The organism is Saccharibacillus alkalitolerans, assembly GCF_011090185.1.
GTDB lineage: Bacteria > Bacillota > Bacilli > Paenibacillales > Paenibacillaceae > Saccharibacillus > Saccharibacillus alkalitolerans.
In genome coordinates this window covers 54,521-68,887 of sequence record NZ_JAAFGS010000008.1, presented here as the reverse complement: position 1 = coordinate 68,887, position 14,367 = coordinate 54,521, and the positions used below count along the sequence as shown (strand labels likewise).

At 61.8% G+C, this 14,367-nt stretch carries 13 protein-coding genes; 2 read left to right on the top strand and 11 right to left on the bottom strand.

Annotated features, from left to right (window positions below):
* Nucleotides 1-80: 80 nt before the first annotated feature.
* Both GYN08_RS18980 and GYN08_RS18975 read right to left on the bottom strand, forming a co-directional pair.
* Nucleotides 81-1,736, bottom strand: a complete 1,656-nt coding sequence (locus GYN08_RS18980; RefSeq protein WP_166277628.1) for an NAD(P)H-hydrate dehydratase — start codon at nt 1,734-1,736, stop codon at nt 81-83.
* A 61-nt stretch (nt 1,737-1,797) separates the two neighbouring features.
* On the bottom strand, nt 1,798-2,430 hold the full coding sequence (locus tag GYN08_RS18975; RefSeq protein ID WP_166277625.1) for an NAD(P)-dependent oxidoreductase: 633 nt from the start codon (nt 2,428-2,430) through the stop codon (nt 1,798-1,800).
* 395 nt (nt 2,431-2,825) lie between these two features.
* On the opposite strand from GYN08_RS18975, the gene GYN08_RS18970 reads away from it, so the two are divergent.
* On the top strand, nt 2,826-3,752 hold the full coding sequence (locus GYN08_RS18970) for a hypothetical protein (protein WP_166277622.1): 927 nt from the start codon (nt 2,826-2,828) through the stop codon (nt 3,750-3,752).
* Between the two features lie 111 nt (nt 3,753-3,863).
* Here the strand turns inward: GYN08_RS18970 and GYN08_RS18965 are convergent, their stop codons facing one another.
* Nucleotides 3,864-4,316, bottom strand: a complete 453-nt coding sequence (locus GYN08_RS18965; RefSeq protein ID WP_166277619.1) for a DUF4385 domain-containing protein — start codon at nt 4,314-4,316, stop codon at nt 3,864-3,866.
* 61 nt (nt 4,317-4,377) lie between these two features.
* Nucleotides 4,378-5,430 (bottom strand): lactonase family protein, encoded by a 1,053-nt coding sequence (locus GYN08_RS18960; RefSeq protein WP_166277617.1) that lies wholly within the window; start codon nt 5,428-5,430, stop codon nt 4,378-4,380.
* A gap of 245 nt (nt 5,431-5,675) precedes the next feature.
* Between GYN08_RS18960 and GYN08_RS18955 the strand changes: the two genes are divergently transcribed.
* Complete coding sequence (locus GYN08_RS18955) at nt 5,676-6,605, top strand: ArsR/SmtB family transcription factor (protein ID WP_166277614.1); 930 nt, start codon at nt 5,676-5,678, stop codon at nt 6,603-6,605.
* A gap of 133 nt (nt 6,606-6,738) precedes the next feature.
* On the opposite strand, the gene GYN08_RS18950 is transcribed toward GYN08_RS18955, so the two are convergent.
* The 7 genes from GYN08_RS18950 to GYN08_RS18920 form a co-directional block, all read right to left on the bottom strand.
* Complete coding sequence (locus GYN08_RS18950; protein WP_166277611.1) at nt 6,739-6,966, bottom strand: hypothetical protein; 228 nt, start codon at nt 6,964-6,966, stop codon at nt 6,739-6,741.
* A 124-nt stretch (nt 6,967-7,090) separates the two neighbouring features.
* The gene (locus GYN08_RS18945) at nt 7,091-8,503 is read right to left on the bottom strand and encodes a DUF4179 domain-containing protein (protein ID WP_166277608.1); all 1,413 of its coding nucleotides are present in this window, start codon (nt 8,501-8,503) and stop codon (nt 7,091-7,093) included.
* Between the two features lie 24 nt (nt 8,504-8,527).
* Entirely contained in the window at nt 8,528-9,046 is a 519-nt protein-coding gene (locus tag GYN08_RS18940; RefSeq protein WP_166277605.1) for a sigma-70 family RNA polymerase sigma factor, read from the bottom strand.
* A gap of 250 nt (nt 9,047-9,296) precedes the next feature.
* Entirely contained in the window at nt 9,297-10,619 is a 1,323-nt protein-coding gene (locus GYN08_RS18935) for a hypothetical protein (protein ID WP_166277602.1), read from the bottom strand.
* A gap of 116 nt (nt 10,620-10,735) precedes the next feature.
* Nucleotides 10,736-12,208 carry a hypothetical protein gene (locus GYN08_RS18930; protein WP_166277599.1) on the bottom strand — a complete coding sequence of 491 codons (1,473 nt, stop codon included), beginning with the start codon at nt 12,206-12,208 and terminating at the stop codon, nt 10,736-10,738.
* Nucleotides 12,209-12,240: 32 nt separating this feature from the next.
* The gene (locus tag GYN08_RS18925; protein WP_328802978.1) at nt 12,241-12,750 is read right to left on the bottom strand and encodes a sigma-70 family RNA polymerase sigma factor; all 510 of its coding nucleotides are present in this window, start codon (nt 12,748-12,750) and stop codon (nt 12,241-12,243) included.
* A gap of 157 nt (nt 12,751-12,907) precedes the next feature.
* Complete coding sequence (locus GYN08_RS18920; RefSeq protein WP_166277596.1) at nt 12,908-14,347, bottom strand: hypothetical protein; 1,440 nt, start codon at nt 14,345-14,347, stop codon at nt 12,908-12,910.
* Between the last annotated feature and the right edge of the window lie 20 nt (nt 14,348-14,367).

Sequence of the window (14,367 nt, the reverse complement as noted above, 5' to 3'; positions counted from 1 at the left end):
CAAAACGGGAAATCCGTTTTCCGAGGGCTTTTCTGCATGGCGGAAAAAACCGTCCGATCGAAAGTCCTGCGCCCGAACGCTTACAGCGCTTCGATCACGTCGCTGGCCAGCAGCGAAGCCGGATGCTCGCGCAGTTCGGCGGCGCGTTCTCCGGCGCGTCCGTGCAGGTAGACGCCGAACGCGGCGGCCTGCAGCGGCGACAACCCTTGGGCGAGCAGCCCGGAGACGACGCCGGTCAGCACGTCGCCCGTTCCTCCGGTCGACATGCCGGGGTGGCCCGTCGTATTGACGAAAAGCGCTCCTTCCGGCGAAGCGACGACGGTGCGGGCGCCTTTCAGCACGAGGGTCACGCCGTGTTCCGCGGCGTAAGCTTTTGCGGCTCCCAGGCGATCCTTCTGCAGCTCCGCGGTCGGCACGCCCAGCAGGCGGCCCATCTCGCCGGGATGCGGCGTCAGCACGACGTTCTCGCGGCGGCCCCAATCTTTCAGGGATTCGCCGGCATCGGCCAAAATATTCAATCCGTCCGCATCGATCACGAGCGGCACGTCCGAACCGGTCCACAGCTCCTTCAGCCATTCCGTGTCGTCTTCGAAGCGGCCGAGCCCCGGCCCGACCGCCAACACGTCCATTTTTTCCGCAAGCTTCAGAATCGTCTCGGCGGAATCTCGGTTCCAGCCGTCTCCTTGGGCCCCCTCGGCGACCATCAGCTCCGGCACGTGGCCGACGATATCCGGCAGCAGCGCCGACGGCAGCGCCCAGGTGACCAGTCCGCTGCCGATGCGCAGCGCGGCACGCGAAGCCATGAAGCCCGCTCCGCTCATCAGACGGCTGCCGCCCACGACCAGCACATGGCCGTAAGTACCTTTGTGGCTGTCTTCCGCCCGCTTCCGCGAGGTGTCGATTTCCAGCGTTTCGCGCAGCGAATGTTCCGTAATCAAATGCGCGTTCGGCCCCTCGTCGATACGCGAAGCGGCCAGACGCGGAATGCCGACGGCACGCACGCGGACTTCGCCGGCGGCTTTCGCCCCCGGATATTGGACCAGCCCCGCCTTGAGAAAGGCGATGCACACCGTGCGCTCCGCCCGGATGCAGGCTTGCGCCGTCTGTCCCGTATCGGCGTTCAGGCCGCTGGGAATGTCGGCGGCCACGATCGGCAGGCCGCTGCCGTTGGCCGCCCGGATCAATCCGCCGTAAGGCTCGCGCGGTTCTCCGCTCGCGCCGACGCCCAACAAGGCATCGACGAGGCCCGTGTACGGCCCGAAATCCGCATCCGAAGGAAGGCCCGGCGTCTCCAGCACGGGAATGCCCGAACGCCGGGCCGCCGCGAACTGCACCGACGCTTCCTTCGAAAAAGAATCCGGGCTTTCGGCGCACAGAATGGAGACCTTTATGCCGGCGTCCTGCAGATAACGCGCCGCCGCCAACCCGTCGCCTCCGTTATTGCCTTTTCCCGCGAGAATGAGCCAGTGCTCCCGCTCCGCTCCGTCAAACGGAGCGATCAGCTTATCTTCCAGCACGGGACTATCCGACGTTACGCCGCGTTTGGGCGAACCGTCGGGACGCGTTCCGGCTCCCGCCGCGCCTCCGGCCGAATGCAGCCGGCCCCGGCAAAAATCCAGCACTTCTTCGGCGACCGCCCGTCCGGCGGATTCCATCAGCGCCGAGGCGGGAATGCCCAGTTCGTCGATCGTGCAGCGGTCGATTCTTCTCATCTGCTCTGAAGTAACGATTAACATGGTCTGCTTCGTCTCCTTCCCTCTCGAAGATCCGGCGCGCCTTTTGCTCCTGCAGGCCGAATCAATACGCGACCGTGAAGCGCGAACGGATAAAGTTCGGGTCGTCCAGTTCGTCGATGACGGCGGCGGCAAAATCTTCGACGCTGATGCGGCTGTGTCCTTCTTCGTCGGTAACCATCAGCACGGTGCCGATACGGAAATTGCCCGTGCGCCGTCCCGGTTCGATCCAGGCGGCCGGGCTGGCATACGTCCATTCCAGGTCGCTCGCCGCAAAAATTTCGTAAGCGTCCGCATGCGCCTGCGCCAGCGGCCGAAGTTCCGCCGGATAATCCGGCGTATCCATCAGACGGACGCCCGGCTCCGCCAGCAGCGTGCCGGAGCCGCCGGCGACGATCAGGCGTTCAACGCCCGCCGTCCGGGCTCCTTCCACGATCATGCGCGCCGCTTCCGGCAGCAGCGGGCCTTCGCCGGGCTCCGAACCGAACGCGCTCAAGATCGCTTCGCAGCCCGCGGCCGCTTCTGCGATCGCGCCGGGCGCCAGAAGATCGCCCTCCCGCACATGCAGCGCAGCCCGCTCTTCGCCCAGCAGCGAAGCGTCGCGCAGCAGCGCCGTCACTTCGCACTTCCGATCCAGCGCTTCCTTAACGATGCGGCGTCCGATCGCGCCCTCCGCTCCAAGTACCAATATTTTCATCAATGGTTGTTCCGTCCTTTCGTTCGGCCGTCTGGACGGCCGGATATTTGCCGATTCGGCTTCTTTACTCCTATACCCGTTTCCGGGGAAGACGGCTCTCGCCGGGGCGGATAACCTTTCGTCCCTCCCGGTTCCCTGCGGCTTTCCTCTCCGGCGCGGCATTGCTCCCTGCCGGAAGGACCGGATTCCGTCTTCCCCCGCGCCCCGAATTGTACGCGCCCCCGCCCCGTTTGTCCATGAGCGCCCATCGGGCGCGCCGCGGCGGGCCTTCGAATCCTTCCGGATTTCAAAGATACCGACAATTCGCGGCGGTTAGCGTGCCGGAACGCTTGAAGAGGCCGCATGCTTGTGTAATAGTGGGTAGGGAAGGTTATGCGAGAGGAAGGCGAATCGGAATGGAAACCTATGTCTGGCTGGCAACGGCCGCATTTGCGATATGGATTTACGAACAAGCGCGCCGGGCGTTGAGCCGGCGCGCGGCCAACCGGGAACGGCGCCTGCGGGCGGCGCTGGAAGCGATCGGCTCCGCGGCCGCGCTGCTGGACGAAGCGGTCGCAGGCCCCGGCAGGATGCCGTCTCCCGCTCTGGAAAGCCGGATGCGCGAGCGGCTGCTGCTCTGCCAGGGCATGCAGGGCTTCGCGTCGGAACTGGACGGGCAGCTTGCGCTGTATTTGCATGAAGGCGGTTCCGAACGCCTTCCGCTGCTGCACGAAGCGCTGCACCGCGAGCTGGAGCGGACCCGCCACGAACTGGGCATACTGCTCGAGCGAGAAGAGCGTCCCTCCTGGGGCGGCGGCTTTTTGCGCCTGCTGACGCCGGCGCTCGTGCCTGCGCTGCTGGCGGCGGCGGGCGCCGCCGGCTGGCAGTTCGCCCGGGAGCCCGAGCTGGGCGGCTCCATGTGGCTCCCGCTCTGCCGCCTGCTGTCGTGGCTGCTGGCGGCGCTGCTCGCCGCCCGGCTGCTCGAGCCGGGCTACCGGGCCGAACGGCCCGTGCTGCGGCGCATCGTGCCGCTGCTCGCGGCGGCTCCGGCGCTGTTGAATGCGCCGCTGGGCGCGGAAGCGGCGCCGTGGCTGCTCGCCGCGCAGCTCGTGCTCGCGGCGGTCGGCTTCGCCGCGCTGCGGCCCGCCGCCGCCAAGCGGCGGGAGCGCCCTTACGCCGGGCTCACGCCGCAGCTGCGCCCGGCATCGGCGCAGCCGCCGCATTCCCCGGAACGCGGCCCGGGGGAATACGGGGCTTCCGCGGTTCCCGGGCCTCGGAGCGGGAAGGCTGAAGCTTCCGCTTCCCGGTCCGCCGAACCGAATGCGGCGCTGTCTTCCCGCTGAGCGGGCATTCGGTCCGCGCCGAGCGGCAAGACGCCGCTGCCGAAAAGCGGCTTTACGCACGGCTATTCCTTCATTGCGCAAAAAAGCCGCGAAGTCTTGCTTCGCGGCTTTTTACTGTTCGTACCTTTCCCGGTGCTCGTTCATCATGCGCTTATAGTCCTCGTCCGTTTTCGCCTTTTCCCAGGCCCGCTTGAAAATGCCGGCCGATTCGGCTTTCTGCGGGTCTCCTTTTCGGATCGACAGCGTGCCGTTTTCCGCGTATTTTCGCCCGCCTTTATAATTCGTATACCGCCGGGCCCTGGTGTAACCCATCTGCAAAAACTTCCGGGCCATATCCATGCCGACGAAATCGTCCGCTTCCTTATAGGCCAAAAACAGGGCATAGATCTTGTCCGACGATTCGCGCGCGATCTCCGGCGTCTTGAAGCGCCAGTGCGGCAAAATCTCGCCCTTGTAAGGCTGAACGAGCAGTACGCCCTGTTCGCCGCGGCCGATCCGATACAGCTCGGGATGCTTCCGCAGATCCAGATTCTCGTAATCGAGATCGTAGTCGAATGCTTTCACTCCGCTCCCTCCTTCATGCGCCCGTCTCCGCGCTTCTTCGGAACGGGACTCCTCCGCTCTTCTATTCCGTCAGCGGGCAGACGCATACGGGACGGTTCAGCTCCAGCGCGAATCCCGTCGGCGTCAGCCGGCCGTCTTCGGGGTTAACCGAGAAAGAAACAATGCTGCCGCTCTCCTGGTTGGCCGCCAGCAAAAAGCCTTCCGTCATCGCGAAATGACGGGGGACCCGTCCTTCCGACGGCACCCGCTCGACGAAGGTCAGCCGTCCGTCTTCCGGATCGACGGCGAACTGCGCGATGCTGTCGTCGCCGCGGTTCGATACGTAAACGTAGCGCCCGCACGGCGATACCGCGGCATGCGCCGCCGTATTGGCCGGATCGGCGGCCCGGTCTTCCGGCAGAAGCTCCGCGCGCTGAATCGGCGTCAACCGGCCGATCTGCGCTTCGTAATGAAAGGCCGTTACCGTGTTGTCCAATTCGCCCGACACGTAAGCCCAGCGGCCTCCCGGGTGAAAAACGAGCGTTCTCGGGCCCGTTCCCGGCGGCAGCACGGTATCGTCCTGCCTGAACAGCAGCTCGTCTTCGCGCGTATATTTGGCGATGCGATCCGTCCCGAGATCGGGCGCAAACAGAAACACGCCGTCCGGCGAAGGAACGAACGAATGCGGATGCGGTCCTTCCTGGCGCTGCGGATTCGGTCCCGATCCGGTATGCCGAACGCGGCTCTCCAACCGAAGCACGCCCCGGTCCCGAATCGAGAATGCCGTGACGCAGCCCCCGTAATTGGCAGCCAGCAGCGTGTTGCCGTCGGGCGTCGTTTCGACGAAGCATGGCGAGGATCCTTCCGAAGACTTTCGGTCGTGCAGATGCAGCTCTTTGGCCTCGGGGTCGATCGTGTACGCGAAAATTTCGCCGTCCTCTTTTTCGCTCGCCGCATACAGCGTTCCCCGCCCCGCCTGCGTTTTGAGGTAGGACGGATTTTCGATCCCGCTTAATCCGGAAACGAGTCGCATTTCGCCGTTTTCCGCATTCAAGACGCAGTGAAACAAGCTGTCCTCCGTTTCCGAAGCATAGGTTCCCACGTAAAAGTGCACTGTCCGTTCTGCTGCCGTCATGTGTATATTCTCCTTTATCGAATCCCGTTTCCGATGCGGAACAGGTTTAAAGTCGTTTCGTATGCTTCATTATTAAAGAGGATGACGCCTCGATGAAACCGTATTGTCGAAATTTGCCCGGATTCGACAGCCGAATTGCACGAGATCCGGCGCAGGCCGTGCTTTTGTACGCTCCGCATTATATACTGATAGGAAGACGATCACCTATCGGATATTTTGAAAATCACTGCCATTTGGAGGAAGCCATGGAACTGGACATCACCGAACAATCGCTGCCCGTCTACGAGGCGCTTGCCAGCAAAGTCCGCCTTAATCTGCTCTCGCTGCTTGCCGAGCGGCCGATGAACGTGCGCGAGCTGGCCGAAGCTTCGGGACTCAGCAGCGCCATTATGACCATGCACGTGCGCAAACTCGAGACGGCCGGACTGATTCGTACGGAGCGGATGGCCGGCCGGGGCGGGGCGCGCAAAGTCTGCTCGCTGGCCGAAGACCGAATCGAGATCATCCTGCCCAAAGCCGGCAGCGATCGCCGCTCCGTGCATCCGGTCAACGTCCCGATCGGCCATTTTACCGACTGGGAAGTGCATCCGACCTGCGGACTCGCCACGACGGAGAAAATGATCGGCCAGTTCGACGACCCTCGATTTTTTCTGTCGCCGGAACGGGTGAACGCTTCCATTCTCTGGTTCGGGCAGGGCTTCGTCGAATATCGCGCCCCGAACTTTCTGCTGTCCAGCCAGACGCCGGAAGAGCTGGAGATTTCGATGGAAATCTCGTCCGAAGCGCCCGGCATCGACGAGAACTGGCCGTCCGACATTACGTTCTACGTGAACGGCGTCGAGCTCGGCACCTGGACGAGTCCGGGCGACTACGGCGAGCGGCGAGGCAATCTGACGCCGGCCTGGTGGCCGAACGACATCAATCAATACGGACTGCTGAAAAGGCTGAAGATTAATCGGAGCGGTACCTTTATGGACGGCACGCCGCTCTCTTCCGTTACGCTGGACCAAATTTCTCCGTCGAGCAAGGAGTGGAAATTCCGGATCGGCGTGCGCAGCGAAGCGCAGCATGTCGGCGGCGTTACGCTGTTCGGCAGCGGCTTCGGCAATTACAACCAGGACATCCTGTTCCGGCTGTATTACCGCGACGCGCTCAAGCCGGAACCGCAGGGCTGAATCGGAAGCGGACCCCAAACGCGGAACAACGGAACGAAAGCCGGAGCCGGAAACGGGTTCCGGAAAAGCGCGGCACCGCAAAGGCGGTCCGCGCTTTTCCCGTTACCGCGCCAACCAAAAAGAACCCTCGGCGTCAATCTTCGTACGCCGCGAGTTCTTCCTGCAGTCCGCCGAGTTCGTTGCGCGCCTGTTCCAGTTCGGCCCGCAGTTCCTTCAAACGCTCTTCAGGTCCGCTTTGCGAAGCTTCGATCTCGTCCGCCAGCCGCCGCGTCCGGTCGCTCAGCTCGCCGATCCGGTATTCCAGGTGCGCGATATTCGAAGAAGCCCCGGCCTGCGAGCTGCCGCGCTGCGAATAAGTCATGCCCGTCCCTCCCCGTTTCGATTTTTTTCCAATATAGACAAACGCGGCCCGAAACGCAAGCGGGCACAGGCGAAAAAGCCGTTTTCCTTGACGGAAAACGGCTTTTCGATACCGACGCGCGGCCTCATTTGATTTTCAGTTCCGCGGCTTCGAGAATCGGGTTCCAATAACTCCGGATGCGGAATTCGGCCGGCTGTGCCACTTCGCCCGCGCCGAGTCCGACCGTAAGCGATTCCGTCATCTTGCCGTCCCGGTTCTCCCGTTCTCCGAGAGGATCGGACAGCTTGTGCTCGATGCCTTTCGCGTCGGTAAACGTTTCTTCCAGCATGAACGCATCCGCATGGACCTGATTATACTCGTTGTACTCGCCCACCGTGCGCTCCAGCGTGATCTCCTTTTCGTCCGGGTCGACGGACACCGTCAGGCCTTCGCCCCCTTCGACGATCTTCCCGGTTTCCGTATCGAGCACAAGCCGGGTCTGTTCAGGGTCCGCGGCGGAGATTCCCGCTACCGAAAAGTCGATGGAAGACGGGCTTTCCAGGTCGGCCGCTTCGAAGTTCAGCGTGTCTTTGCCGTAGGTTCCGCCGATAAAACGGGGATTGGCGACAGTTGTTCCGTCCGCGTCCGTCAGCTTCAGCTTCGGATCGATCAGGCTGAACAACCGCTTGTCGTTCGCTTCGTTTTCCGCGTAGTCCAGATAAATGCCGAGCGGGGTAATTTCCACGCTTTTCACTTCGATCTTCTGCCCCGATACTTCAAGCTCCCGATTGACTTCCACCGTCTCGATTTCGTCCTTCAGCGCTTCCGTATGCGCCTTGAAAGGAACGTCGATCGTCACTTCTTGGCCGGCCGGCCGGCCGAAGTCTCCCGGAGTGATTCCGGCACGGAAAATCGCGTCTTCCGGATATTCGTCTTCCGGCGACAGTTCGATCTCCGCGATATAGGTCGCGGTGCTGCCGGGAATCAGCTCGCCTTCCGTCCCCATGCGGCTTTTCCACTGGCTGTGGACGCCCTCGCCGAAATCGACTTCCGTGCGGCTGACCCGGGCAATCTGATCCGTATCGTTTTTCACGGAGAGCGCGACGAACATCTTCCGGTCATCCATCGCCTCGCCCCGAAGAGTCAGCGTATATCCGTCTTTGGAGACCGTCCGATCGATCGAAGACATGTGTCCGCGTTCGATGATCCGGGACACGTTCGCGTCCATGCCGACCCCCCGATAGTCTTTCGGGTTTTCTTTTTGCGCGTCCGCCTCCTGCCCGCCGTTCGGCACTCCGGCCGTTACCCGGGGCTGTCCCGGTTCGTCGCCGGTAGCGCCCGATCCCGGCATCAGCGACGAGGACAGCGCGATCATCGCCGCGGCCGCGGCCGTTACCGCCCCGGTCCCGTAGACCGCGCGGCGGCGTGCCGCACGTTTTTTGCCTTGACCGATCCCCCGCCGCGTCGCCTCGTTCAATTCCATGCTCCCGACCTTTTCCGAATCGCGCGCCGCCCGTTCGGCGTCTCGCCGCAGCTTCTCTTCTTCATGGTTGGTCATCCGTGTTCCCTCCCGTTTTTCGCTTTATAATAACGTTCTCAGCTGCTTCAGCCCTTCGCGCAGCCACGTCTTGATCGTTCCTTCCGGCTTTCCCAGCACCTTCGCGATCTCCGCCGACGTCATGCCGTGATAATATTTGAGCATGACCGCATGGCGGTACTTGGGCTTCATTCGTCCGAACGCCCTTTCCAGGTCGATCCGTTCGTTGCTCCGCATCTCCTCCGCGTGTCTCTCTTCGATCTCCGCGGTCGGAAATGCCCTCTTTCTTCGCCTTAGCTCGTCCATGCAGCAGTTGATGACGATCCGGACGAGCCAGCTCGAGAACATGTCCGGGTTGTTCAGCTTTTTCCGCTTGATCCACGCCCGGCAGGACGCTTCCTGCACCGCTTCCAGCGCGTCCGCTTCGCGGCGCAGATAACTGAACGCGATCACGTACAATTTCCGCTGCTGCTCCGAAATCCGTTTGAAAAAAAGCTCTTCCTCCGCGTTCGCGGAACGTTCCATTTCCGTGTGCCGTTCCGCTTTCTCCACCGCCTTCTCCATATTCATTCCCCTCCTGTCCGGGCCGCTGCAGCAGCCCCTGCCGACGGAACCGGATGCGCCGCCGAAGCCTATGCCGCCGCATGGCTCCGCGCCGCCTCCGATATCAGCCTTTTGCAAAATCTGATGCCTGTAAGACGCGCCGCCCGTTCAAAACGATTGATTTATTTTAACAAAAGCCGGAAAAACAGGCATTAAAAAAGACCGTCTTCCCGGGAAGACGGTCCGATCGCGGTCTTTTGACGCCGAACGCTTATTTCAAATCCAGATTTTGCGCGTCCGGGATCAGGTTCGGATACATATAGATGTCGAATGTCAGCGGCTGCGGATAGCTGCCTTTTTTGAAATACACGGTCACGATGCCTTCCTCGCTGTCGCCGTAGGAATAGGAGTAGCCGAAACCGGAACCGTCCGGCGCTTCGACCGTTTTATGCTTCTTGCCTGACGCGTCCGTGAACTCCGTTCCCAGCACGAGCTGCGAAGCCAGATCCTGCGGATCCTCGTAAAGGGCAGGGTCCACTTTGTACGTAAACGTGGCTTTGGATACGTCCTTCGAAGCATCTTCCACTTTCACTTTCAGGTCAGGAATCGCGGGAGCGTCGACGGTGCCTTTTTTCGTATCCAGCTTCGCCTTCAGTTGGTCCTTGTCCAGAGCTTCGATCCCGTCCGCATGGAAGACGACGCTGTCGGGCTCGGTCAGCAGCGCTTCGTTCGGGAATTCGAAAATGTAATCGGAACCGTCGTTGTACGACACGCCCAGCTGCGGCCGCGCCGTCTGTTCGACGCCGTCTTTGCCCAGTGTCAGCTTCACGCCGTACAGGCGGAAAATTTCTTTGCTGTTCGACTTGTCCGCGGTAAGGGTCACGTAAGTGCGAAGCGGCGTGCTGTAAGCTTCCGTCACGTTCAGCTTCTGTCCGTCCAAAGTGATCGTCTGCCCGGTCTTCAGGCTGCTTTCGTGCTGTCCGAACTTCGTCGGGTCGGTCTGCACGTCGAGCTTGAGCGTCGTCAGCAGCTTGCTGGTCGGATCGTAGCCCGGATTCGGCGTGCGGCTGTATACCGGCGCGGTCACGCTGAACGTGCCCAGCGTGCCGTCCGACTCCGCCAGGCGGAACGAGGCGTAACCGTACACTTTGCCGCCGATGACGGTCGAGTTCGAGAGGCCTTGGGACTTAACCAGTTCCCGGCCGCCTTCTTTGAGCGAAATACGGCTGAGCGCCGCTTTGTCCGCGTTGTCCCCGCTCAGCTCGTACAGCAGCGTCAGGCTGCGGCTGTCCCGAATCGCGCCTTTGACATTCAGCGTGTAGCCGGACCCGCTGACGGAATCGTTCAACGCTTCCACGCTGCCCTTGTCCAGCGCGGCCGTCAGCACCGCATCGTCTTGACCGATCGCTTTGCGGAAATTCTCGAACGCTCCCGTATCTTTCGCGACCGGCGCTTTTTCGGACGCCGAGACGGCAGGAACCGATTGTGCCGAAGCCGCGAAAGCCCCCGGAGCCGCGAACAGCATACTCGAAGCCAAAACTGCCGCCGTGCCTGCGCCTGCGAACCTTTTTGCGGTTTGAAGTCTTTTTCTCATTTCCATCCTCCTCTGGATAATAAAAGAATTCAATCACTATGTTGACGGAGCGCAAGCCCAAACGGATTCGGCAAAAGTCATTTTTTATTTTTTTCTTGCGAAACCCTCGCCGCCGATCATTTCAGCTTCAGTTCGCGGTGTTCGAGAATTTCCTTCGGGTACACCAAAATCTTGAACGTAAGCGGCTGCGCATAATCCTTATCTTCCATAACGTAGGATGCGAATGTCGATTTGCTGCCCGGCTGCACTTCGCTGACGACCATGCCGTTCTCCCCGACGAAAGACGACAGCGGATATTCCTTGCCGTCCGCATCGGCGAAGGTCGTGTCCAGATACATCAGAGACGGCGGATCCTCGCCGAAGAAGCGTTCCGAATCGATCGGATAATTCAATTGAAGCACTTCGGTTCCTTCCGCTCCGGGATTGACGTCCACCGACGTTCCCGGGTCCGGCGCCTGCAGCACCTTTTTCTTCTCGGTGTCGACGACCAGTTTTTGCTCTTCCCGGCTCAGCGCTTCGATCCCTTCCACGCTGAACGTGACGGAGTCGGGATCTTTCGGCAGCGGCACCCGATTAAACGTAAATTCGAAGCGCGTCGAACCGTCTTCCTCCGTCAGGACGACCCCGACGCCGGGCCCTCCTTTCGATACCGTCGCCTTCCCGTCCTTCGTCACCGTCAGCTTCGCTCCGACCAAGCGGGAGATGTTCTTGTCATTGGCCGCGTCGGAGACGAGAACCAAGTAACCGCGCTGCGGCGTGATGAGCGCCTCCTGGACGCGCAGCAGCTGCCCGTCGACCGTCATCGTCTGCCCGGCGGCCAGTTCCTGCTCAAGCGAGCCGACTGCGCCTCCGTTCGCGGCCGGCTTGAGCGCGACATCCGCCGTCAGCACGGCCAGCTTCTCGCTGTCCTTGTCGTAACCGGGATTGGCCGTCCGGCTGTAGATCGGCGCTTCGAGCTTGAACGCCTTAAGCTCCTCTCCTTCCGCTCCGTTCAACGCGAACGTTGCGTATCCGTACAAACGACCGTCCACATAAAAGTCCCGGCGCTCTTCCTGCTTCCCGAGCTCCCGTCCCGATGCGTCCGTCAGCCGTCCCAGACTGACGGCGGTCGAACGCACCCCTTCTCCGCCGATCGCGTACAGCAGCGTAAGTTTTCGGCTGTCGCGCACCGTACCGAACAGCTCCAGCGTGTATCCGTCTCCTTCGGCCGTCACGTCCAGCGGCTGCACTTCCCCTTTGTCCAGCGCGGCTTTGAGAACCGGATCGGCCGACGCGCTGGCCCGGAATTGTTCGTACTCGCCCCAACTTCCGCCCTCATCCGCCGTCTGTTCGGGTGCGGGCGCCTGAACGACAGCCGCTCGGTTCCACAGTTCCGGCCCGTCGGCAGCCAAAAACAGGCCTGCGGCCAATGCCGCGCCCGCAGCCCCGGCTCCAACGTAACGATAGGTCCGTCTTCGGCTCTGAGCTCCGCCCCTTTTTACGCCGCTGCGGATGGCGCGCATCAGCTTTTCATCGTTGATGCCGGCCGTCTCCCTTGCTTCCCTCTCCGCTTCCTGCCGGAACAACTGCTCTTCGCGTTTGCTTTCCATGCCTTTTCCTCCTTTTCGCCTCGCTCCCGCCGTTAGAGCAGTTCCCGCATTTGCTTAAGCGCCTTATGCAGCCAGGTTTTGACCGTGCCTTCGGGCTTGTTCAAGACGCGGGCGACCTCAGTGAGCGTCATGTCGTGATAGTATTTCAAGATGATGACGTGCCGGTATTTGGGCTGCATCTGCGCCAGCGCCCGGTCCAGGTCGATCCGATGCGAGCTGATCATCTCCGCGGTGCGGTCCTCGCCCGCACGTTCCGACGGCGAAACCCGTTTGCGCCTTCTCAATTCGTCCATGCAGCAGTTGATCAGGATTCGGATCATCCACGGCAGAAAGGCCGCGCCGTCCTTCAGCGACCGGCGCTTGACCCAGGCTTTGCAGGACGCTTCCTGCAGCACTTCGAGCGCGTCCGCTTCGTTGTGCAGATAACTGAAGGCGATGCCGTACAGCTTCCGCCGATGCTCCGCGATTTTGCCGATAAACTTTTCTTCGTTTTCTTCCGCTGCGCGCGCGCTGCCTTGCTTCACTTCCAGCGGTGTATCCACCTGCAGGCCCCCTCTGCTTCAATCACGCGTGTTTCTTTTCTAATCGATTATGTATAGTAGACGGCGCGGAGACGGCGAACGGTTTTCGGATTCGGCAAAAAAGACAAGAAAAACCGGACGACAGCGTCGTCCGGTCCGGCACTTGCGTCTTTTGCCCTTATTTCAGCGTAATCTCCTGCTCGTCTTTCGTCCAGCCCGGCGCGCCGGCGACTTTGAAGGTCAGCGGCTGCGGATAATCGAGCTTTTCCAGATAGACGTAGGCGGAGGCGGTTCCGTCGGCATTGCTCATGCCTCCGCCGAACGATCCGTTCGCATCTTCCCGCAGCTTGTGCGTCTTCCCGTCTCCGTCCGTGAAAGTCAGGTCAAGCAGCAGGGAACGGTTCTCGGCCCAATCTTTGGACGAGATCGGGTAGGTCACCGTCAGTTGGGACAGGTCGGTCGACGCCGCTGCCGTCAAGCTTGCCGCGTAATCTTCTCCGGGCGCCCGCAGCACTTCGGACTTTTCCGTGTCCACGACGAAGACGCTGCCTGCTTCCGGAGCCTTCGCGATGCCTTCCGCGCGGAACGCGATCGAATCGGGACGTCCGGTTCCCGAGGTATTGGCATACACCAGCCGGTAGTTGATTTTTTCCGCGCGGTCCGGATAAGGCCACATTGATTCGCGCGCCAGCGTCTTTCTCTTACCGTCGTGCGTCACGACCAGACGCGGGTTGACCAAGCTGAAGAAGGTCTGCTCCGTTTCTTGGCTCACGGACAAGTAGATCCGCAGCGGCGTGACCAGCATGCGCTCGATTTCGACGGACTGGCCGCCTACCTTAAGCGTTTTGGGCTGCTCGAACACGGTATATTGTTCTTCATCCGCGTTCGAGGCGACAGTCAGCGGAACGTCGAACGTCTGCAGACGATTGCCGTCTGCGCCGACGCGTCCCGACACGGCGTAGGCTTTCAACGCAAACTGCTCCGAACCGCCGAATTCCGGGCGCAGCGGCATCGTGATCACGCCGTATTGAGCCCGTTCGAACACGTCGAACTGTTCGTTCGGAGGCGCGCCGTCTTCTTCCCAGGTCGCCGTTTTCCCGGTCGAAGCATCCACCAGCTTAGGCCGGTTCAGCGACAGTCGGTCCCCGCCGGGGCCTTTCAGCGTATAAAACAGCGTCACGCTGCGGCTGTCGCGTACCGTGCCCCGAATGTTCAGCGCAAAGCCGTCCCGCTCGGAGACGATATCCGTCGGCGTCGCCGCGCCGCGCTTCAGCGCGCTGGCGATCGTCGAATCATTGCGCATGACCAGCGGGTAAAAAGGCTCCAAAGACGGTTCCACCTTCTGCGGATCCGCCGCTTGGGACGAAGACGGTTCCGAAGGCGCCGTCCCTTCTCCCGCGAAGCCGCCGTATCCGATCAGCAGCGCTCCCGCCGCCAGCGCCGCCGCTCCCGCTCCTCCGTAGACGAAGCCCGCCCTCCGGCGCGTCCCGCCGTTCGCCCTCTCCATGCCTCTGCGAATGGCGGCGCTTCGCTGCGCGGCCGAAGGCATATGCCGCTCCCGGCGATCCTCCTCCGCGGCTTCCGCCAGCATCCGTTCTTCCGTACGGTATTTTTCCATGTTCGCTTTCCTCCCCGCTT